This is a genomic window from Streptomyces sp. NPDC054932, assembly GCF_053610205.1.
The window spans coordinates 24,993-44,194 of record NZ_JBSGXU010000037.1 but is presented as its reverse complement, the minus strand read 5'-3'; the positions used below and the strand labels follow the sequence as shown (position 1 = coordinate 44,194).

At 69.8% G+C, this 19,202-nt stretch carries 23 protein-coding genes and 3 pseudogenes; 14 read left to right on the top strand and 12 right to left on the bottom strand.

Annotated features, from left to right (window positions below; genetic code table 11):
• Positions 1 to 95 precede the first annotated feature (95 nt).
• The 5 genes and pseudogenes from ACWGE1_RS13470 to ACWGE1_RS13450 form a co-directional block, all read left to right on the top strand.
• The gene (locus ACWGE1_RS13470; protein WP_453420639.1) at positions 96 to 1,490 is read left to right on the top strand and encodes a COG1470 family protein; all 1,395 of its coding nucleotides are present in this window, start codon (positions 96 to 98) and stop codon (positions 1,488 to 1,490) included.
• A gap of 587 nt (positions 1,491 to 2,077) precedes the next feature.
• The gene (locus tag ACWGE1_RS13465) at positions 2,078 to 2,512 is read left to right on the top strand and encodes a hypothetical protein (protein WP_453420638.1); all 435 of its coding nucleotides are present in this window, start codon (positions 2,078 to 2,080) and stop codon (positions 2,510 to 2,512) included.
• A gap of 130 nt (positions 2,513 to 2,642) precedes the next feature.
• Positions 2,643 to 3,050, top strand: a complete 408-nt coding sequence (locus tag ACWGE1_RS13460) for a restriction endonuclease fold toxin-2 domain-containing protein (protein WP_453420637.1) — start codon at positions 2,643 to 2,645, stop codon at positions 3,048 to 3,050.
• Between the two features lie 29 nt (positions 3,051 to 3,079).
• A complete protein-coding gene (locus ACWGE1_RS13455) occupies positions 3,080 to 3,517 on the top strand; it encodes a hypothetical protein (RefSeq protein WP_453420636.1) in 438 nt (145 codons plus the stop codon).
• Between the two features lie 121 nt (positions 3,518 to 3,638).
• Positions 3,639 to 4,035 (top strand): annotated as a pseudogene (locus ACWGE1_RS13450) (tyrosine-type recombinase/integrase); the annotation flags it as partial.
• A gap of 60 nt (positions 4,036 to 4,095) precedes the next feature.
• On the opposite strand, the gene ACWGE1_RS13445 reads toward ACWGE1_RS13450, so the two are convergent.
• The 3 genes from ACWGE1_RS13445 to ACWGE1_RS13435 all read right to left on the bottom strand — a co-directional run bounded on the left by ACWGE1_RS13445 (position 4,096) and on the right by ACWGE1_RS13435 (position 7,119).
• Positions 4,096 to 4,554, bottom strand: coding sequence for a DUF4279 domain-containing protein (locus tag ACWGE1_RS13445; RefSeq protein WP_453420635.1), 459 nt, complete (start codon positions 4,552 to 4,554; stop codon positions 4,096 to 4,098).
• A 57-nt stretch (positions 4,555 to 4,611) separates the two neighbouring features.
• Positions 4,612 to 5,187 carry a transposase gene (locus ACWGE1_RS13440; RefSeq protein WP_453420634.1) on the bottom strand — a complete coding sequence of 192 codons (576 nt, stop codon included), beginning with the start codon at positions 5,185 to 5,187 and terminating at the stop codon, positions 4,612 to 4,614.
• A gap of 732 nt (positions 5,188 to 5,919) precedes the next feature.
• The gene (locus ACWGE1_RS13435) at positions 5,920 to 7,119 is read right to left on the bottom strand and encodes a PP2C family protein-serine/threonine phosphatase (protein WP_453420633.1); all 1,200 of its coding nucleotides are present in this window, start codon (positions 7,117 to 7,119) and stop codon (positions 5,920 to 5,922) included.
• Positions 7,120 to 7,323: 204 nt separating this feature from the next.
• Between ACWGE1_RS13435 and ACWGE1_RS13430 the strand changes: the two genes are divergently transcribed.
• On the top strand, positions 7,324 to 8,592 hold the full coding sequence (locus ACWGE1_RS13430; RefSeq protein WP_453420632.1) for an ATP-binding protein: 1,269 nt from the start codon (positions 7,324 to 7,326) through the stop codon (positions 8,590 to 8,592).
• 14 nt (positions 8,593 to 8,606) lie between these two features.
• Here ACWGE1_RS13430 and ACWGE1_RS13425 read toward each other — a convergent pair whose 3' ends face one another.
• The 4 genes and pseudogenes from ACWGE1_RS13425 to ACWGE1_RS13410 all read right to left on the bottom strand — a co-directional run bounded on the left by ACWGE1_RS13425 (position 8,607) and on the right by ACWGE1_RS13410 (position 10,078).
• Positions 8,607 to 8,894, bottom strand: coding sequence for a hypothetical protein (locus ACWGE1_RS13425; protein ID WP_453420631.1), 288 nt, complete (start codon positions 8,892 to 8,894; stop codon positions 8,607 to 8,609).
• A 55-nt stretch (positions 8,895 to 8,949) separates the two neighbouring features.
• Positions 8,950 to 9,216 carry a hypothetical protein gene (locus ACWGE1_RS13420; RefSeq protein WP_266603592.1) on the bottom strand — a complete coding sequence of 89 codons (267 nt, stop codon included), beginning with the start codon at positions 9,214 to 9,216 and terminating at the stop codon, positions 8,950 to 8,952.
• A 96-nt stretch (positions 9,217 to 9,312) separates the two neighbouring features.
• Complete coding sequence (locus tag ACWGE1_RS13415; protein ID WP_453420630.1) at positions 9,313 to 9,501, bottom strand: hypothetical protein; 189 nt, start codon at positions 9,499 to 9,501, stop codon at positions 9,313 to 9,315.
• 5 nt (positions 9,502 to 9,506) lie between these two features.
• Positions 9,507 to 10,078, bottom strand: a pseudogene (locus ACWGE1_RS13410) (DUF5994 family protein).
• Positions 10,079 to 10,396: 318 nt separating this feature from the next.
• On the opposite strand from ACWGE1_RS13410, the gene ACWGE1_RS13405 reads away from it, so the two are divergent.
• Positions 10,397 to 10,891, top strand: a complete 495-nt coding sequence (locus tag ACWGE1_RS13405) for a DUF5994 family protein (RefSeq protein WP_453420629.1) — start codon at positions 10,397 to 10,399, stop codon at positions 10,889 to 10,891.
• A gap of 33 nt (positions 10,892 to 10,924) precedes the next feature.
• Here ACWGE1_RS13405 and ACWGE1_RS13400 read toward each other — a convergent pair whose 3' ends face one another.
• The gene (locus tag ACWGE1_RS13400; protein ID WP_453420628.1) at positions 10,925 to 11,125 is read right to left on the bottom strand and encodes a hypothetical protein; all 201 of its coding nucleotides are present in this window, start codon (positions 11,123 to 11,125) and stop codon (positions 10,925 to 10,927) included.
• A gap of 221 nt (positions 11,126 to 11,346) precedes the next feature.
• On the bottom strand, positions 11,347 to 11,820 hold the full coding sequence (locus ACWGE1_RS13395; RefSeq protein WP_453420627.1) for a hypothetical protein: 474 nt from the start codon (positions 11,818 to 11,820) through the stop codon (positions 11,347 to 11,349).
• A gap of 80 nt (positions 11,821 to 11,900) precedes the next feature.
• On the opposite strand from ACWGE1_RS13395, the gene cutA reads away from it, so the two are divergent.
• Entirely contained in the window at positions 11,901 to 12,218 is a 318-nt protein-coding gene (gene cutA, locus ACWGE1_RS13390; protein WP_452791959.1) for a divalent-cation tolerance protein CutA, read from the top strand.
• Here the strand turns inward: cutA and ACWGE1_RS13385 are convergent.
• On the bottom strand, positions 12,215 to 12,406 hold the full coding sequence (locus ACWGE1_RS13385; RefSeq protein WP_453420626.1) for a hypothetical protein: 192 nt from the start codon (positions 12,404 to 12,406) through the stop codon (positions 12,215 to 12,217). The two genes, cutA and ACWGE1_RS13385, sit on opposite strands and share 4 nt — an antisense overlap.
• 112 nt (positions 12,407 to 12,518) lie before the next feature.
• Positions 12,519 to 12,758 carry a hypothetical protein gene (locus tag ACWGE1_RS13380; protein ID WP_453420648.1) on the bottom strand — a complete coding sequence of 80 codons (240 nt, stop codon included), beginning with the start codon at positions 12,756 to 12,758 and terminating at the stop codon, positions 12,519 to 12,521.
• Positions 12,759 to 12,781: 23 nt separating this feature from the next.
• On the opposite strand from ACWGE1_RS13380, the pseudogene ACWGE1_RS13375 reads away from it, so the two are divergent.
• A pseudogene (locus ACWGE1_RS13375) lies at positions 12,782 to 13,496 on the top strand (tyrosine-type recombinase/integrase); the annotation flags it as partial.
• Between the two features lie 67 nt (positions 13,497 to 13,563).
• Here ACWGE1_RS13375 and ACWGE1_RS13370 read toward each other — a convergent pair.
• Entirely contained in the window at positions 13,564 to 14,163 is a 600-nt protein-coding gene (locus ACWGE1_RS13370) for a hypothetical protein (protein ID WP_453420625.1), read from the bottom strand.
• A gap of 133 nt (positions 14,164 to 14,296) precedes the next feature.
• Between ACWGE1_RS13370 and hemL the strand changes: the two genes are divergently transcribed.
• The 5 genes from hemL to ACWGE1_RS13345 all read left to right on the top strand — a co-directional run bounded on the left by hemL (position 14,297) and on the right by ACWGE1_RS13345 (position 19,191).
• Positions 14,297 to 15,619 carry a glutamate-1-semialdehyde 2,1-aminomutase gene (hemL, locus tag ACWGE1_RS13365; protein ID WP_453420624.1) on the top strand — a complete coding sequence of 441 codons (1,323 nt, stop codon included), beginning with the start codon at positions 14,297 to 14,299 and terminating at the stop codon, positions 15,617 to 15,619.
• A complete protein-coding gene (locus tag ACWGE1_RS13360; protein WP_453420623.1) occupies positions 15,616 to 16,314 on the top strand; it encodes a histidine phosphatase family protein in 699 nt (232 codons plus the stop codon). Before hemL ends, ACWGE1_RS13360 begins: the two co-directional genes overlap by 4 nt.
• Before the next feature lie 155 nt (positions 16,315 to 16,469).
• Positions 16,470 to 17,705, top strand: coding sequence for a hypothetical protein (locus tag ACWGE1_RS13355; protein ID WP_453420646.1), 1,236 nt, complete (start codon positions 16,470 to 16,472; stop codon positions 17,703 to 17,705).
• Positions 17,706 to 17,771: 66 nt separating this feature from the next.
• A complete protein-coding gene (locus ACWGE1_RS13350) occupies positions 17,772 to 18,413 on the top strand; it encodes a TlpA family protein disulfide reductase (RefSeq protein ID WP_453420622.1) in 642 nt (213 codons plus the stop codon).
• A gap of 4 nt (positions 18,414 to 18,417) precedes the next feature.
• Positions 18,418 to 19,191: a cytochrome c biogenesis CcdA family protein gene (locus tag ACWGE1_RS13345; protein ID WP_453420621.1), complete on the top strand. Its 774-nt coding sequence runs from the start codon at positions 18,418 to 18,420 to the stop codon at positions 19,189 to 19,191.
• Positions 19,192 to 19,202: the final 11 nt, after the last annotated feature.

Here is a 19,202-nt window from a genome sequence, read left to right as displayed (position 1 = left end):
CGTAGTTGATGAGCGTCCTTGGGGGCATCCGGGTTGCCCGGGGCGTTGCCCTCGCGTCCGTGGAGGTGGTGCGGGCGGCGGCATAGCGTCGTGGTGTGACATCCCCAGCAGCCTCTTCAAGCCCTGGCGCGACCGGCCTCGACATCCCGCCGGTGTCGGTGACACCGGGCGGCACCGCATCGACCACCCTGACCGTGCGCAACGACAGCGACATCGTCGAGGCGTACCGCCTGGAGGTCGTCGGCGACTGCGCTGCCTGGACCACGGTGGAACCCGAGCGCGTCTCGCTCTACCCCGGCACCTCGGAAACGGTGACGATCCGTCTGGCACCGCCCCGCTCACCGCAGGTACGGGCGGGCGACGTGCCGCTCGCCGTCCGTGTGCTGCCCACCGAGCAGCCCGAGGCCGTGCGGGTCCCCGAGACGACCGTGCACGTGGAGGAGTTCCGGGAGCTGCGGGCTGAGAGCGCTCCCAGAAGGCGCCGCGGATGGCTGCGCGGACGTTATCGGCTCGCCGTGCGCAACGAGGGCAACTGCCCTGTACGGCTGGGCTTCACGCCCGCCCAGCCGGGGGAGGAGCTGAAGTTCGCCTTCACCCCCACGGCGCTGAAGCTGGAGCCGGGGGAGTCGGCGGAGGTGGGACTGCGCGTCCGCACCGGCCGGCCGGTGTGGTTCGGTACCCCTGTGACCTGGCCGTTCACCGTGGCCGTGGACGAAGTCGAGGCCGAGGCCGGCGAGGGCGACGGCGGCGGTGATGGTGCCGGTGACCGGGCCGGTGAGGGCGGCAGGACGCGGCCGGAGCAGGAACCCGCCCGGGCCCCGCTGGACGCGGAGTTCGTCCAGATCCCGATCTTCCCGACGTGGCTGCTCGCGGTACTGGCCGCGCTGCTCGCGCTGCTGCTCGCCTGGTTCCTGCTGGTGCGTCCGGCCGTGCGCAGTACGGCCAAGGAGGCCGCCGACGAGGCGGTGCAGAAGAAGCCGACGCCCAGCGCGGACCTGAACGGGCAGAGCCCGGTGACCGGAGACGGCAAGCAGCCGGGCGGCGCCGGCAAGGGCACCCAGCCCGGTGCGGGCGGAGCCGGCACGGGAGGCGGTACCGGTGGCGGTACCGGAGGTGGCGGCGGCGGGGCCGGAGGGCAGCAGAGCTCGGCCACCATCGACCTGCAGACCGGCGGCGGGCAGAGCAAGACCGGTTCCTACACGGTGCCCGCCGGCAAGGCGTTCGGGATCACGGACATCGTTGTCGCCAACTTCCAGGGCGACGAGGGAGTGGTGACCATCGACTTCGGCGACCGAAAGATCACGACGATCGCGCTGGAGACGTTCCGCAACCAGGACTACCACTGGGTCACCCCCATCAGCATCACCGAGAGCCAGACTGTGACCGTCCAGGTGACCTGTGCCAAGCCAGGCACCCCGGCCACCGGCCGTCAGGCGCAGGAATGTCATGAGGTGCTCAACGTGAGCGGTGTGCTGAGCGACCTCCGGTGACCCGAGCGGCACGGACATAGTCGGTCAGGTTGTACGCCAGGGCAAAGGGGGCCTTTGCCCTGGCGTCCGGAAATCGGTACTCCCGAGGATCGATCGGGCGTTCCCCTCGCAACCGCACGCTTTCGTTTCGACAGTGCCTGGAACGGTTAACCCGGGTACGGACGGCACCAGTTGACGAAGCGCCAAAGTTGGCTTGAATTGGTCTCTATATTTTGGCCCGGTCGGTGCGTGGGGACGTGCGGCCGGACCAGCGGCCTCCCGGGCCGCGGCGGGCCGCCCAACACCGCGGGGCGGAGCCCCTCCGGCCCCTCCGGCCCCTCGCGCTCACGCCGGGCCCGGCGTGAGCGGCACGACGGACCGCAGGCCGCCCGCTCCGATGACGACGTCCCTGCCGGAGGCGTACGCCAGCCCCGGTCCCGACTACCACCTCGGCCGGGACATCCTCCTTCCGTGGCAGCTGCCGGACGGCAGGCCGAGCCCGTCCTGGTCCGGCTTCGCTGACCAGTTCGAGAAGATCATGCGGCAGGAAACACCTGGCGCAGGGCGCTCAACGCCCCCTGGTGCACGTAGCTGATGGGGGAGAGGGCATGTTCGCTGTCCTGCTGTGCTTGATTCCGTTCGTCCTGCCGGCTCTGCTCCTGAAGGGGATCCGGCTCGCGTCCCGTGGAGCCCGGGCCGGGGCGTGGACCGGGTCGGCCATGTGGGCCGGTTTCGCACTCACCGCGGGCGTTCTCACGATCTGCATGTACGCGATCGGTGCCTTCGCCGGCTGGGGCGGCATGGACAAGGGCGAAGCCTGCGGCGAAGACGCATACGACTCGAAGACCGACGCGTTGCATCAGAACGATCCGCCGTTCCCGCTGCACAACTGGTGCAACGCCGAGCTCGATCTCGTCCCCTCCTGGGTCAACCCGACTGTTGCGGGTCTCGCCGTGGCGTCCGTTGTCTGCCTGGTCATGGCCGTGGTGCTGGGTGTGGCCCGGGCCATCCGTAAGAAGAAGCGGCGAGAACACAGGGAATGAGCAAGTCCACGAATCCCCTGTCACGCCGCAGGTTCGTCGGGGCCGCAGCGGGCGTCTCCGGCGTGCCCCGGCCGCCTGACGGGCGGCTTCCGGGCAAGGCCCGGCAGCCGTCGCGGAGGGCCGCCCATCGGTGACGAACGGTAGGCCCGCTGAGGTCGCCTATCAACTGCGCGTGGCCGGCTATCCCGAGTACGAAGTCCCCATCGCCCCCGGCACAGGCAAGGGCACCACGCTGATGGTCGACGGCTTCCGCGACAGCGACGGGATGGCCGTTGAGGCCAAGTACGTCAACAACCCGGGCAGGAAGTGCTACCGGTCGCTCGAAGAGCTCCGCGCCAATCACCAGACGGGCAGGAAGGAGTTCCTCTTCGACCCCGACCGGAACGAGCTGCAGAAGTACGCCGCCGCACTGAACGACCCCCGCAACACCGAGATGCGCGGAGTGGAAACGGTCACCAACAATCCCGACTCCGTCGCCTACTGGCGCGTGATGATGGCGGCATACGGCGTCAAGGGCTATGCCCGCTACGTTCCCTGACCCACCCTGCACCGCCAAGGAGTACACCCGTGGACGCGTCCCAGCTCGCCGAACTGCGCACCATGTACGTCTTCACCCCCACAGAGGGGCAGACCTGGGGGCTGACGTACGAGAGCCTGAAGGCCAGGCTCCTGGAGCGTGATCCGGACGAGTTCATCCGGATCCAGGAGGGCGGGCAGATCCGAGGCTCGGCCATGCATTACGGCATCACCCTCGACGGCGAAGAGCTCGAAGGGTACGCACGGGTCCAGCCGGAAGGCATCTCGATCCTCGACTCCACCGCCCAGGCGGCTGCGAACTTCGTCGGCTGGCTCCGGGAGCACGTCGTCCCGGAAGGTGTGGCGATGACGTTCAACACCGCGTGGGGGCTGGAAGAGGATCTTCCTGACGCCGCTGTCCCCGAAGTGACGCGGCCCCGGCTCATCGCGGCCTTCCTTGCCCACCTTGAAGCCACCGGCCTGGAGTGAGTGCACCGAGGCGGTGCAGCTGTCCGCCGCGCACGAGAAGGGGCGGAGGGTGGGATCCGCTGGCCCACTGGGCGAGGTGGTGGGTGGTTTCGGATCAGGCGGCCGCCGGGCAGACGAGGCGGTCCTCTTCGTGGACGAGAAGGAGCGGGCGTACAACCGCAGCGTCTTCAACCAGGGGGTCTGGAAACTCGCCCTCACCGTGGCTGGCGTCATCCCGCCCCGCGAGCGCCGTGCGAAGTACCTCCAGTCCGCCCAGGGGGACGGGGCGCACGCCCTGCGGCACGCGTACGCGTCCGTCCTCCTGGACGCGGGGGGAGAGCATCAAGGCGCTCTCGGAGTACCTCGGGCACTCCGACCCCGGCTTCACCCTGCGTACCTACGCGCACCTGCTGCCGGCGTGCGAGACCCGCACGCGTAAGGCGATCGACGCGGCATTCACCGACGACGGCACCGAGGCGCAGGGCGCAACCGGGGCACATTCCTCAGCCGCGTGCCCTCAATGTGCCCTGGCTTCCTAATGCTGTTGTCAAGCCGGCGGAGTACGACTCATTGGCCCTGGTGAGTACGAGGGCACGTGCTCACCTGGCGCCCTCGTCTTCGGTCATGTCGTACTCGTCGACGCCGAGCTCCGCGCCAGTGGCACTGAGGAAGTTCAGGACCTTGCGGTCCAGGTGCCAACCGAAGAGGTTGGTGGCGTCAGCAGCGCCCGGCTGGGCTTGGTCGGTGTCGTTGAAGTAGCGCACGACGTTAAGCACTGATCCGCCGCCAGTGCTGGCCAGATGCCTGGTGAGGTCGGAGATGCGGTCCGTGTGGGGCTGGAGTCTGTCGAGAATGCGGGTGATCTGCTCGTCGACGCGCAGGCCAGGGTCACGGCATACGACCATCCACGAGTGGTCGACCGGGACCATTGCCGGTTCGGTGATCCGGCTGCCGCGAACGGTTACCTCGTCGGGAGTGATCCGTAGTTGCGAGGTCATGTCGTCTGCCGAGGTGTGCCGGCTGAACAGCGCGAAGTAGGCGTACTGGTGAAGTGGCATCCCGTGGAGGGTAGCCGCGCGGGAGGCGGGCCGCCGTGAATGTGCATGCCCCGACAGTCAGGCAGCCGCGGTGACCGGAGGCGTGACCTGGTAGAACCGACGGTCGCGGATCAAGGCCCAGATGACGTTGACGCGTCGGCGGGCGAGGGCGGGCACGGCCTGGACGTGCTTCTTCCCTTCGGCGCGTTTGCGGTCGTAGAACTTCCGTGAGTTCGGGTCGTAGCGGACGCTGACGAGCGCGGAGGTGTAAAAGACGCGCTGGAGTCTTCGGTGATGGACGAGCGGCCGGTGGAGGTTTCCGCTGACCTTGCCCGAGTCGCGTGGCGGCGGGGCGACGCCTGCGAAGGCCGCCAGGGCGCTCGTGGAGTCGAACTCGTCGAGGCTGCCGCCGACGGCGGCGAGGAACTCGGCGCCGAGCACGGTGCCGATGCCCGGGACGCTCAGGACGATGTCGGCGAGTTCGTGCTCGCGAAACCAGTCCTCGATGAGCTCGTCCATCTCGGCGATCAGCTTCAGCAGCTCGGGCTCGTCGTTGGCCACCCGCCGCGACAGGAGCGTCTTGCCTTCCGCGTCCAGCGCGAGGACGTGATGGTGGCCCTTGCCGCTGTCGATCCCCGCCCATATCCGGCTCATCGCGCTCCTGACGCGCTCGTTCGGACTCTTCGTGCCACGGACGATTTCGCCGGCATTGCTCTGCACAGCGACTTGCTCGCACTTCCTAATCGGCGGCCGAGTCGTCGTGGGGCGCTGAGCGGCGAAGCCAGGGAAACCACGAGACGGCAGCCGCCCGATAGCCACACCCAGCACCCCTGGGCGACCCAACCCTACGAATGGCTCGATCAACCCGACCAAGAAGGTAGAGCCGCCTGACGGGGGACTTCTGAGCGAGGCGGGGCAGCCCTCACGGAAGGCCGCCCACGGTGGGAGAAAGCCCAGTTCAGGGCCACACGAGGCAATAAGGCTGATGCCCGGCCTCGTGGAGGCGGTGACTGAAATCCTGCCACTCGTGGAGCAAACGACGGGCCCGTGCCCCTGACCTGGGGTTTCCCGGTGAAATGTGTGCTGACCAGCGAAAACGCTCCTCGGCAGTTCTCACTGCTCCGCGCCTCTTCCCGCGTTCATGTGCCCCGGATGTGCCCTCGTGCGGAGGGGGCGGGGCAGCAGACCGGTGCTGCCCCTGGCGCGATCTGGCCTGCGCCCATTCGCCGGTGCTCAGGAGAGTGTCGGCTCTGCGGGTGAGGCGCAAGCTGCCGGGGTGGGGGGCCTGGTCGTAGGTGAAAGTGCCGGGCTCTGGGTGCCGGCTGTGGTCATCGAGGTTGACCACCGTTCGCCGCTCCTGCTGGCATGTTGTGGCACGGCCTTCCGTCATCCGCGCCACTCGAACAGGACGAGCGACGCGTCGTCCGAGGTGGTTTCGCCGCGTGCCCTCTTGAGGGTGTGGGACAGGTCCCGGGCCACCGCGCGGATCCCGTGATCGGCCTGCTCCAGCTGGTTCACCCAGTCGATCAGCTGCTTCTCGCCGAACTGCTCCTGCCCGGTTTCGTGTTCTTCGATCAGGCCGTCGGTGAAGCAGAGGACGCGGTCGCCAGGCTCCAGCGCCACCGCGCTGACCTGCGGCTGGGCCCCTCCGAAGCCGACGGGGAGGGTCGTGGGGCTGTCCAGGCGGTGTACGACGCGGTGCGCGCGGATCAGCATGGGCGCGGGATGCCCCGCGTTGACCCACTGGAGGCGCCCCGTGTCCGTGTCCAGGCGCATCATCTGGGCGGTCACGAAGTGGTCCGGGTCGAACTGCTCCGCGACGGCCCGGTCCATGAAGAGGTAGATCTCGGACAGCTCGATGCTGATCCGGCGGGCGTGGCGGTACGCGCCGATGGCCACCGTGGCCATCGTGGCCGCGTCCAGGCCGTGCCCCATGGCGTCGACCATGGCGAGGTGGAGGACGTCGCCGTTCAGGGCGTAGTCGAAGCTGTCCCCCGCCACGGCGTAGGCGGGCTCCAGAACTCCGGCGACCGCGACGTGCGGCATCACCATCGACAGCGGTGGCAACAGGGACCACTGGATCTCCGCAGCCACGCTCATCGGTTCACCGCGGCGGGTCCGGAAGAAGAGGTCTGTGTAGCCGTTCTTGGTCTGCAGCAGGTCGGCCGCCAGGCCCGCGATCCTGCGCAGGAGGCGGCGGGTGTCGTCGTCGACCCCGTCCAGGGTGACCGCGAGCACCCCCACCTGGTCGCCGCCGTCCAGCAGGGGCAGGTGGACCCGTATGCCGTCGGACGTCAGGACTTCGACGGGGCGCGACTCCAGGAAGCACCGGCCGGCTTCGGACCGGTCGATGGGCTGCGGATCACCGGCGGCCCCGCCGTCGGCGGACAGGGGGACCAGCTGTTGCTGTCCGTAGTCCTGAAGCAGGATCTGCGGGTCACGTCCCCCCATGCGGGCCATCGTCTCCGCAACCAGCGGGCCGACCAGATGGGGTGGCAGCTCGTGCGCCCCGTCCAGGAGCACCCCGAGCAGTTCCTCCCCGAAGCTCTCCGAGCGGTCCGGGTCCGCGCGGCCTCCGACGGTCATCCTGTTGCCTCCAACCAGGCGGCGGGCGGCGTCCGGCTGCACGGGCGGCGTGGCTTCCAGGATGCTCCCCGGCGACCGGGCACGCCACACGGCTTCGATGCTCCGCCCTCGACGGCACTGCCGGGGCGCGCGCTGTCGCTGCCGCGCGCGCCCCGGCTCGCATCGGCTGATGATGGGAGTACGGCCGAACACGCGGAGCTGACCATGATGGGGTGGCGTGTCAGGGACTACACCCAGGACGATCTCGAATCGGTGCTTCGAGTCGACGCCGAGAGCGGCACGACCGAAGAGCCACCGCTCTTTCCGCTCTCGGACACCGTGGCGGCCCTCCAGGCCCTCCACCCGGCGGTGGTGGCCACGGCGGACGACGTGGTGGTCGGTGCCGCGGTGAGCAGGGTGGACGGTGACCGGGCGTGGATCTTGCGCATCAGCATGGCGCCCGCCTGGCGGCACAAGGGGCTGGGCAGTGACCTGATCACGGCCTTGGAGCACCGGCTGTTCGCCGGTGGCGTCCGAACGGTGCACGCGGTCCTGCCCGACGGCGAGACCGGTGCCGCCGCCCTGTACAACTGCGGCTTCGGCGCCCGTCCGGGCCTGGTCTTCTTCGAGAAGCGCGGGCGAGTGACCCCTCAGGCGGTCAGCATGCTCGCGTCGCTGGGAGCGGAGCTGCCGCCCGGGGGGCTGTGGCAGAGGGTCGCGGGCATGCAGCGGGAGAAGGAGCTCATCGAGCGGCGTCTGGTCCTGCCACTGGCCCATCCCGAAATGGCCGCCCAGCACGGTGTGGAGCTGCCGCGGGCCGTGATGCTGTTCGGGCCGCCCGGAACCGGCAAGAGCACGTTCGCGCACGCCATCGCCAGCCGCCTGCAATGGCCCTTCCTCGAACTGTTCCCCGCCCGGCTGGCCGCCGAGTACGGACTGGCGAGCGGACTGAACCGGCGCTTCGACGAGATCGCCGGGCTCGACCACGTCCTGGTCTTCATCGACGAGGTCGAGGAGATCGCCGGGACCCGGAGCGGCGCGGACGCGACCGCGGTCGGCGTCGTCAACGAACTGCTCAAGGCGATCGTCCGGTTCCGGGGCCAGGACGGGCGGCTGCTCGTCTGCGCCACGAACGACGTGACCACGCTCGACTCCGCGTTCCTGCGGCACGGCCGTTTCGACTACGTCTTGCCGATCGGCCCCCCGGACCACCGCGCGCGGACCGCGCTGTGGGAGAGCTACCTGGACCGGGCGGGCGCGAAGGCCGACACCGCGGCGCTGGCGGACGCCAGCGAGGGGTTCACCCCCGCCGACATCGCCCATGTGGCGCGCACCGTCTCCCAGATCCAGTTCGAGCACACCTTCGACACCGGGACCCGGGCCCGCCCCACCACCGAGGACTACCTGCGCACGATCGGGGAAACCAGGCCCACGGTCAGCGCGGCCATGGCACAGGAGTTCGCCCAGCAGACCGAGCAGTTCGCCCGCATCTAGGTGTGCTGCCCGGATCAGGCCGGGCCCGTGGCCGTCCCCTCCTCCTCCTCTGCTTCCAGGTGCCGGATTCCCTCGTGGGTGAGGGTGACCATCGCCGGGGTGTTGCCGGGGTCCCAGTCGACGGTGATCAGTCCTTCGCCCGCCAGGTAGGTGCAGGCGGCGGCCAGGTCCTGTTCCGGTACCTGAAGGTCGCGCCGCAGCTGTGCTCCGGTGATGCCGAGGAGGCGGTTGCCCTCGACGGCTTCGTACAGGACCCGGAGCACCTGGTCGCGGTAGGTCTTGCGTTCGCGCAGTGTGGCCATGACCGCGTCCTTTCGTGTGTGGGGTGGAGTGGGCTCCGGGGCCGGTCGGGGCTTCTCAGATCTCGTCGGAGTGCGCGCCGGTGCCGGCGGGGGTCCTGCTGGCGGCCAACCACGAGCGGGCGGGGCCGGCGGGTGTTGCCGTGTCTACGGTGAGGTGGAGGCGGGTGTTGCCGTCGAGGGCGGGGTAGCTGCGCTGTTCCGCGCCTGCGAAACAGCGGCGGAGCGCCTCCGCGACCGCTCGGGCGGCTTCCGGAGTGTGCGCGATGATCCGGACCTCGGCGTGCCCGAGTGAGGGCAGTGTCTGGGTCTCGATGTACTTCACGTAGGCGTGTTCCCTTTCGGAGTGGGTGAGGAGGCCGACGGAGCGGGGCGCCGAGGCGTCCCGACCGCTGCCCCCGGTCGGAGGAAGGTCTGTTCCTCACCGGTCGGCACCCGTGTGGTGGGCTCGACGACCGGTGTCGTCCGGCAGGCCGGGGGGCCTCGGCAGGGGGTCACTGAAGCGGTAGGCCTCGATCCGCGCGTCGTGCTGGGCGTTCAGCAGGTGGATCCAGCGCATTCCGATGCCGATCATGAGGATGATCACCGCGATGAGGATGATGGTCTCCACGGAGCTCACCTCCAGCCGTTTCCTGGCAGCGGCAGGGCGCTTCGTCCCATCGGCTCCCCGAAGGGGGACATGCAGGCCCCGCCCTCGCCCTCCCAGGTGGCTTCCCGGCGGCGGGCGTCGCGAATGCCGCGCCCGATGACGGTCTCGTTGGCCATCAGGACGTCTGCGGCCAGGACGCTGCCCGGGATCGCGGCGGCGGCCATCAGCCGGGCCGCGGCCGCGGCTCGGTCTCGGGCGGGATCACCAGGAGGTCCCAGCGGCCGACGGTGTAGGAGAGCAGGATCAGCTTGTCGGGGTCCTGTTCGGTGAACCAGCCCACGTGCAGCACGTGCCCGGCCACGGCAACCGTGCGCGGGACGACCGGCCAGCGGCTGGGGTTCACGCTGACGCGTGTGATGCGCCCCCAGGTCTCGTCCAGAGCGGCGGCGAGAGCGGCGAGCTCGGCTCCGAGGTCACGTGAGTACGGCCACCAGGCACCGTCCAGCCGGCCTGCGAGGGTGGTCTTCGGCGTAAGGGACAGGCGGGCCGGGCGCAGGGCAACAGCCGGCTGCGCAGCGCGGTCGAGGGTCGTGGTCATGTCGCGGACCCGTCCCCGGACCGTTCGCGAACGGCCCGGTGCAGTGATCGCCGGAAACGACGTCCGCGTGGGAGCGGGTGTGCGAAGTACTCCCGGTCCCTTCACCGTACTCCGGTTAGCGATCCAGGAAGCCGCTTCTGACCAGGTATTTTCCGGCGCAGACGGCGAGAGCGGCGCAGTCGGTTCCCCTCGCCGCACCGTGAGGGTGGGCGGAGTACCGTGAAATGACGGAGACGCTCCGAAGCTCAACAGCCTTTTCGACGCCGCTGCCGGCCGTCGAACGGGGTGCCGCCGCACCGCGAGACAGGTGGAATCACCATGGCCGCATCCGACAACCCCGACCCTTTGAAGCTCCTCCCGGACGCGATCCACCAAGCGGTCAAGCCGGGCGCCGCCCTGCTCCGACTGGAAACCACACGGTCCCGCCAAGGGCTCCTGGACGGCGCCTGGTGGCCGCGCTCCAGGGACGTCACGATCGAGCTGCCCGCACTGATCACGGCACTGACCGCGCACCTCGGACCCATCACGCGGGTTGGCCTGGACACCTCCGCCTGGCAGGACGTCCCGACCCGTCTGGTCATCGACGGCCAGGTCGTGCACCTCGACGCCGACCCCGTCGGCGACGACACCGTCCTCGTCACTCGCGGCCACAACGACCACTTCGCCCTGCTGGTGGTCCCCCCGGACACCACCGCCGACGCCGCCCGCGAAGCGATGGCCCGCGCCGTCCGCGCCGACAACATCACGCAGGCCACTCAGATCCTCATCGCCACCACACCCGAACCTGAGGACGGCGCCGAGGCGGCGGGCTGACCAGGAATCCTCAGTGGCCGAGCGGTGCGCCGGTCAGAGCCCCTCGTCGTGCAGGTCCTCTTCGCGCAGCAGGTCGTCCTCGCGGCGGCGCGAGGTCTCCTTCGGGCCGGACTTCCGTCCCTTCTCGCGGGACGCCTTGCCCGGCTGGGGCTGCGCAGGGTCGCCGGGACGATGGTGTTCCCGCGCCTCACGCCCCTTGCCCGGCTCCTGACGCTTGTCCTGCCTACCGTCCATGACGGCGACTCCTCTTGATGCGTGGGGTACGGATTCCCTCTCCGTTCACGCTGACACGCACCGCGACGGTCTGCATCATGTCGACCGCGAAGCGAGGCACACCTCGGACGCCCCTCCCCGGTGTGGCGGCGTCGGAAGGCGGGCCACCCCTTTTATGGGCCGAGGCTTGACGGGTTCGCGACGAGTATCCGGCCCAGCAAGGTGCCGGAGGAATCGCAAGGTCACACCGAAAGCTCCGCCTGCTGCCAGGTCCGCTCAAGGACGTCTTGGTGGTCGCCGCCGTGGCCATGTTGCTGGGTGCATACCAATCGATCGATGAACGTCGCGTCGGTCTCGGGCTGACCATCGACCCTGCCTCCAGTCAGAGGATCGCGGCCGGGGCGGCGCTCGAGACATTGGGACCCGGCCAGGCCGGTAAGGGCTGCGCGGAGCGCACTCGGTCCGTCGTCGGTGGGCTGACTGACGATCTTCTTCATCTGCTCGGGGATGATCTCTTGGAGCGCCTTCATCGCAGCCTGCGGGTCGCGGGATTGCTGACAGATGGCGGTCAGATCCTCAACCATCTTCTCGATGACCAACTCGCCGATCGGTGTGATCTCGCCGTCTTGGGCGACGAGGGCGTCCGGAGGGAGCGCATCGAGGTCGATGCCGGTGCCGGTCATCCGGCGATCGTTCTTCCCGTTCTTCAGGCTCACGCTCCGAAAATAGGGCCACGGCAGGGTCGGTAAAGGCTTGCGTCACGCCAACATGACATCGGGCCAGGTACGTTGCCCCCGTGGCTGACTTCTTGATCGTGATCACGACCGTGGACAATCAGGACGCCGCGCGGAAGCTGTCGCGCTCGGCGGTGGAGGCGAATCTGGCCGCTTCCGGGCAGGTGACCGGGCCCATCGAGACGACGTACCGGCACCTCGGAGAGGTCTCCGAAGGCACCGAGTTCCAGGTGACCTTCCGTACGGCCGGTGACCGGCGTGAAGCGTTGGAGAAGCACCTGGTGGACAACCACCCCTACGACTCGCCCGAGGTCATCGCGTTCACCATCGACGCCGGCCGCGCCGAGTACCTGGACTGGATCGCCCGGGCCACCCGCTAGCTCTTTGCGCGTTCCAGCAGCGCACCGACCGGGGCGAGCGATCGGTGAGGCTCCAGCCGCTTGACCATCAGGCGGGCCCGCCCCATCGGTCTGATCGACGCCAGTCCCTCGGAGAGGCCGAGCACCCGGGCCGTGATCGTGGTCGCGTGCTCGATCTCGCCGGCGTCCAGGTAGGCCGCGCCAGCCACGACAGGTACAGCGCCTTGTCGCGGGACCGGGAGTCGTCGTACCGGCCCAGGGCGTCCTCCAGTGCCGGGATCGCCCGCAGTGGGCGGTGCAGTTCCGACCAGCACCTGCCCGTCATGATCGCGATCTCGTCGCGGTCCACCCAGTACGCCCAATCGGGGCCCGGCTCGTCGGCGGCTCGTGGATCGCCTTCTCGGCGAGGCCCAGCGCGTAGTCCGCTTCCCGGGCGTTCCCGGAGGTCGCGTGCTGCCAGGCCAGTCGGTCGGCCAGCAGTGCCCGTACGACGGGCGCCGTCCCCGAACCCAGCGCCTCGTACGCGGCCGTGGCGAACCGGATCCCGGAGTCGCCGCCCACGGTCCATTCCAGGTACGCGAGGGTCCGCGATCCAGGGCTGGGTGCGCAAGCTCCAGGACGCGGACCTGGGAGCGTCGACGATCGAGGGGATCTTCGACATCCTCTCCAGCATCCTCGGGGCGGCCGTGGACGACGGGCTGCTGCCCAAGAACCCTTGCAAGGCGAGCTCGGTCAAGCTCCCCGCGGTAACCAGGAAGAAGGTCGTACCGTGGAGCCTGGAGCGGGTGCGCGCGGTGATCGCCGGCCTGCCGAATCGGTTCCAGGGCGGCGGAAAGCTGTTCCCGTCGGCCGCGGTCACCCTGCCCTGGGGCAAGCCCGACGGCGAGCCGAAGACGTTCCGGCTCCTCTTCGTGGACGAGAAGGAGCGGGCGTACAACCGCAGCGTCTTCAACCAGGGGGTCTGGAAACTCGCCCTCGCCGTGGTTGGCGTCATCCCGCCCCGCGAGCGCCGTGCGAAGTACCTCCAGTCCGCCCAGGAGGACGGGACGCACGCCCTGCGGCACGCGTACGCGTCCGTCCTCCTGGACGCGGGGGGAGAGCATCAAGGCGCTCTCGGAGTACCTCGGGCACTCCGACCCCGGCTTCACCCTGCGTACCTACGCGCACCTGCTGCCGGCGTGCGAGACCCGCACGCGTAAGGCGATCGACGCGGCATTCACCGACGACGGCACCGAGGCGCAGGGCGCAACCGGGGCACATTCCTCAGCCGCGTGCCCTCAATGTGCCCTGGCCGCCTGACGGGGGACTTCTGAGCGAGGCGGGGCAGCCCTCACGGAAGGCCGCCCACGGTGGGAGAAAGCCCAGTTCAGGGCCACACGAGGCAATAAGGCTGATGCCCGGCCTCGTGGAGGCGGTGACTGAAGTCCTGCCACTCGTGGAGCAGCTGGTAGACGTTGAAGGCGTCGCTCGGGCCGCCGCGGTCCGGGACCGTGGACCAGATGAAGGCCGCCGCGCCCACCGATTCCTCGCCGATCCCGCGCAGCGGGTCGACCACCGTCATGGGGAGCTTGACCACCGCGTAGTCGGGGTGGAGGACGACCAGCTCCAGCGGGGGCACCTTGTGCAGGGGTATGCCTTCGATGCCGGTCAGGACCATCGCGGCCACCGTCTCCGGCTTGATCTTGGTGAAGAGGCCGCCCATGCCGAGCTCGTCGCCGCCGAGCTCCTCCGGCCGCATCGTGACCGGCACCCGGGCCGCCGTGGCGCCGTCGGGGGCGCCGAAGTACTTGTACGTCACTCCCATGCCGCGGCCTCTGGGCAGGTCCTCTGACGGGGTCGCGGGCGCGGGTACGGCGTCGGCCGCCTCCATGCCCCGGCGGCGGTGCCTGCCCCGGCGGCGGGCCTCGCGGGCGCGCTGCGGATCGAGGCCGTCCGTTCCCTCGCCCGGTCCACCACCGCGTTGCATATCTCCACCCGACTGGTATTGCTTGCCCCGGCCCCGCGGCCCCCGCCACGCAGCCTGATCATCATGGCAGTGACCTCCCCCGCGGCGACGCGGTGAAACGCCCGTCCGCAAGTCTGTCGCGGCCTCTGAGACCATGGCTGGTGTGAGCTACCCGTACCCGTATGAAGCCCCAGTTTCGCAGACGCTCTTCGAGCGCGCCTCCCTCGTGACCCCCGGCGGCGTGAACTCTCCCGTGCGCGCCTTCCGCGCCGTGGGCGGTACGCCCCGGTTCATGGTGTCCGGGACCGGTCCGTACCTCACCGACGCCGACGGTCGCGAGTACGTCGACCTCGTGTGCTCGTGGGGGCCGATGATCCTCGGCCATTCCCACCCCGAGGTGATCGAGGCCGTCCAGGCGGCCGTCGCCCGCGGTACGTCCTTCGGTACGCCCGGCGAGGGCGAGGTGGCGCTGGCCGAGGAGATCGTCGCGCGCATCGAGCCCGTGGAGCAGGTCCGCCTGGTCTCCTCCGGCACCGAAGCGACCATGTCGGCGATCCGGCTGGCCCGCGGCTTCACCGGTCGCGCCAAGGTCGTGAAGTTCGCCGGCTGCTACCACGGTCACGTGGACGCGCTGCTGGCCGCCGCCGGTTCCGGTCTGGCGACCTTCGCGCTGCCGGACACCCCCGGTGTGACGGGCGCGCAGGCCGGCGACACGATCGTCCTCCCCTACAACGACCTGGAAGCGGTCCGGGCGGCCTTCGCCGCGCACCCCGGCGAGATCGCCTGTGTGATCACCGAGGCCGCCCCCGGCAACATGGGTGTGGTGACCCCCGCCGACGGCTTCAACCAGGGGCTCGCGGACCTGTGCCGGGAGAACGGCGCGCTCTACATCTCCGACGAGGTCATGACCGGCTTCCGGACCTCCCGCGCCGGCTGGTACGGCGTGGACGGGGTCAAGCCCGACCTGATGACCTTCGGCAAGGTCATGGGCGGCGGCTTCCCCGCCGCGGCCTTCGGCGGCCGCGCCGACGTCATGGGCCACCTCGCCCCCGCCGGGCCGGTCTACCAGGCCGGCACCCTCTCCGGTAACCCCATCGCCACCGCCGCCGGTCTCGCGCAGCTGCGCCTGCTGGACGCGGCCGCGTACGAGAAGGTCGACGCGGTCTCGAAGGAGATCCAGGGCCTGGTCACCGGCGCGCTCGCCAAGGAGGGCGTGGCGCACCGGCTGCAGACCGCGTCCAACATGTTCTCCGTCTTCTTCACCGAGGACGAGGTGCGCAACTACGACGACGCGAAGAAGCAGGAGAGCTTCCGCTTCAACGGGTTCTTCCACTCGATGCTGGCGCAGGGCGTCTACCTGCCGCCGTCCGCCTTCGAGTCCTGGTTCGTGTCCACCGCCCACGACGAGAAGGCGATCGAGCGCATCGCGGCGGCACTGCCGGCCGCCGCCCGAGCCGCCGCGGAGGCCACCGCATGAGCAGCAGCGCCACGCCCGCCACCCCCGACATCACCGTCGTGCACCTGGTGCGCCACGGTGAGGTGCACAACCCCGACGGTGTGCTCTACGGGCGCCGCGACGGCTACCACCTCTCCGAGCTGGGCCGGCAGATGGCGGACCGGGTCGCCGAGCACCTCAAGGGCCGGGACATCGCCTACGTGGTGTCCTCCCCGCTGGAGCGGGCCCAGGAGACGGCGGAGCCGATCGCCAAGGTCCACGGCCTGGACCTGGCGACCGACTCGCGGCTGCTGGAGGCGGAGAACGTCTTCGAGGGCAAGACCTTCGGCGTCGGTGACGGCGCGCTGCGCAAGCCCGGCAACTGGAAGCACCTGACGAACCCGTTCAAGCCCTCCTGGGGCGAGCCGTACGTCGAGCAGGTGGTCCGGATGATGAGCGCGCTGGAGGCGGCGCGCGACGCGGCCCGCGGCCGTGAGGCGGTGGCGGTCAGCCACCAGCTGCCGATCTGGATCGTGCGCAGCTTCGCCGAGAAGCGCCGGCTGTGGCACGACCCGCGGCGCCGGCAGTGCACGCTCGCCTCGATGACGTCCTTCACCTTCCAGGGCGACAAGCTGGTGTCGGTGGGCTACAGCGAGCCGGCCCGGGACCTGGTGCCGGCCCATCTGCTGGCCGGGGCCAAGCCGGTGAAGGGCAAGTCCAAGGCGTTCGGCGCCTGATCGACGGACTGTTACAGGTCGTTACGGTTTCGCCCAACTAAATGGAGGACGCGCGGGAATCACCGTGTCAGCACGCATGACTGATCAGATTGTCCGTTTATATGGATCTCTGGTCGGTGTGGGTGATCGACAGTGGGGACGGTGACATGCGCGACATCAGGGGAGTCAGCCGGAGGGGGTTGCTGGGACTGGGGCTCGGTGCGGCCGCCGCGATGGGAATCGCGGGCTGCGGCTCATCGGACAGGCCCGGCCCCGGCGCTCCCGGACCCGTCGGGAACCCGAACAACCCGAAGCCCGGCAAGAAGCCGGTGTCCAGGCCCATCGGTGACGGCTCCACCGCCGACACCGGCCCGCAGCCCAACCAGCCGCCCGCGCCCGTGCCGCTCCAGCCGGGCGAGACCCCGCCGCAGTTCGTCGTCTTCAGCTGGGACGGGGCGGGGGAGATCGGCAACGGGCTCTTCCCGCGCTTCCTCAAGCTCGCCAGGGATCACGGCGCGGCCATGACCTTCTTCCTCTCCGGCATCTATCTGCTGCCGGAGTCCAAGCGGCACCTCTACCGGCCGCCGAACAACCCGGTCGGGGCCTCGGACATCGGCTACCTCAAGGACGAGAACGTCCGCGCCACCCTCGGGTGCGTCCGCGAGGCGTGGCTCGACGGGCACGAGGTGGGCACCCATTTCAACGGCCACTTCTGCGCCGGCTCCGGCTCGGTCGGCAGGTGGACCCCGGACGACTGGCAGAGCGAGATCGACCAGGCCGTGTCGTTCGTCACCAACTGGCGCACCAACACCGGATTCACCGACCTCGACCCCCTGCCGTTCGACTACGGCAGGGAACTCAAGGGCGGGCGCACCCCCTGCCTCCTCGGCCGGGACGGCCTGCTGCCGACGGCCCAGCGGCTGGGCTGGCGCTACGACTCCAGCTCGCCCGGCGGCCTGCAGGTCTGGCCGGTGCGCAGGTCCGGAATCTGGGACCTGCCGCTGCAGTCGCTCCCCTTCCCCGGGCACTCCTTCGAAGTCCTGTCGATGGACTACAACATCCTCGCCAACCAGTCGAAGAGCACCACCAGGGGTGTGCCCGCGAACTACCCGGGCTGGCGCACCCAGGCCACGGCCACCTATCTCGGCGGCTTCCGGCGGGCCTACGAGACCAACCGCGCGCCCCTCTTCATCGGCAACCACTTCGAGGAGTGGAACGGCGGCATCTATATGGATGCCGTCGAGGAGGCACTCAAGGGCATGGCGGACAAAAGGGATGTACGGCTCGTGTCCTTCCGGCAGTTCACCGACTGGCTGGAGGTCCAGGACCCCGCCGTCCTCGCCAGGCTCCGGGGTCTCGGCCCGGGCCGGGCACCGGCCGGCGGCTGGAGCGCGTACATGACCGCTGCCTGACCAGGGCATTGACATCCCTCCGGGGGGCGCGGAAGATCCGCGAATTGCTCATGCGAAACTTTTCACATGAGCCTTAGCCGCGCGCGTATCCGCCGTAGTAGCCGCCGCTCGACCAGCGGCCGCGCCACCCTGCTGACCGTGGTGACCCTCGCGGGTGCCCTCACCCTGTCGGCGTGCTCGGGTTCGGACAGCGGCAAGCCCGCCACCGGGTCCGGCGGCAACTACGTCACGGGCGCGACCGGCATCTCCACCGTCGACCGGGCGGAGCGCACCGAGGCCCCCAAGCTCGACGGCGAGACGGTCGACGGGAAGACCCTCGACACCACCACCCTCAAGGGCAAGGTCGTGGTCCTCAACGTCTGGGGCTCCTGGTGCCCGCCGTGCCGCGCCGAGGCCCCGGCGTTCGCGAAGGTCTCCAAGGAGCTCGCCGAGGCCGGCAAGGACGTCGCCTTCGTGGGCATCAACACCCGCGACAACAGCAAGCAGAACGCGACCGCCTTCGAGGAGAGCTTCGGGATCACCTACCCGAGCCTCTACGACCCCGACGGCCGGCTGATGCTCCGCTTCCCCAAGGGCACGCTCAACCCGTCGGCCATCCCCTCCACCGTCGTCCTCGACAAGGAGGGCAGGATCGCCTCGCGCACCCTGGTCGCGGTCACCGAGGAGCAGCTGCGATCGATGATCGACCCGCTCCTCGCGGAGCAGTGACCTCGTGGTCGAGTACGTCCTCGCCGCAGAGGTCACCGGTGTGAACGAGACGGTCCTGAACGGGGCGCTGCTGCTGGCGCTGCCGATCTCGCTGCTCGCGGGCCTGGTCTCCTTCTTCTCGCCCTGTGTACTGCCGCTGGTCCCCGGCTACCTCTCCTACGTGACCGGCGTCAGCGGCGCCGACCTCGCCGAGGCCCGCCGCGGGCGGATGCTGGCGGGGGCCAGCCTGTTCATCGCGGGCTTCACCGCAGTCTTCGTCTCCACCGGCGCGCTCTTCGGCTACTTCGGCGCCGAGCTCCAGGAGAACAAGGAGATCATCTCCCGGGTCCTGGGCGCGCTGGTGATCGTGCTCGGCCTCTTCTTCATGGGGGCGATCCCGGGTCTGACGATGCGGGAATTCCGCTTCCACCGGAAGCCGACGGCGGGCCTGGTCGGCGCGCCCCTGCTCGGCGTGCTCTTCGGCGTCGGCTGGACCCCCTGCATGGGCCCGACCCTCGCCGCCGTCAACACCCTCTCCATCGACCAGGCGAGCGCCGGCCGGGGCGCGCTGCTGACCGTCGTCTACTGCCTGGGCCTCGGCCTGCCCTTCATCCTCGCCGCGATCGCCTTCCGCAAGGCGCTCGGCGCATTCGGCTGGGTGAAGAAGCACTATGCATGGGTGATGCGCATCGGTGGCGGCATGCTGATCCTGACCGGTCTGCTGCTCGTCACAGGAATGTGGGACAGCATCGTCAGCGACATGCAGAGCTGGACCCAAGGCTTCACGGTGGGGATCTGAGGACTAAAGGC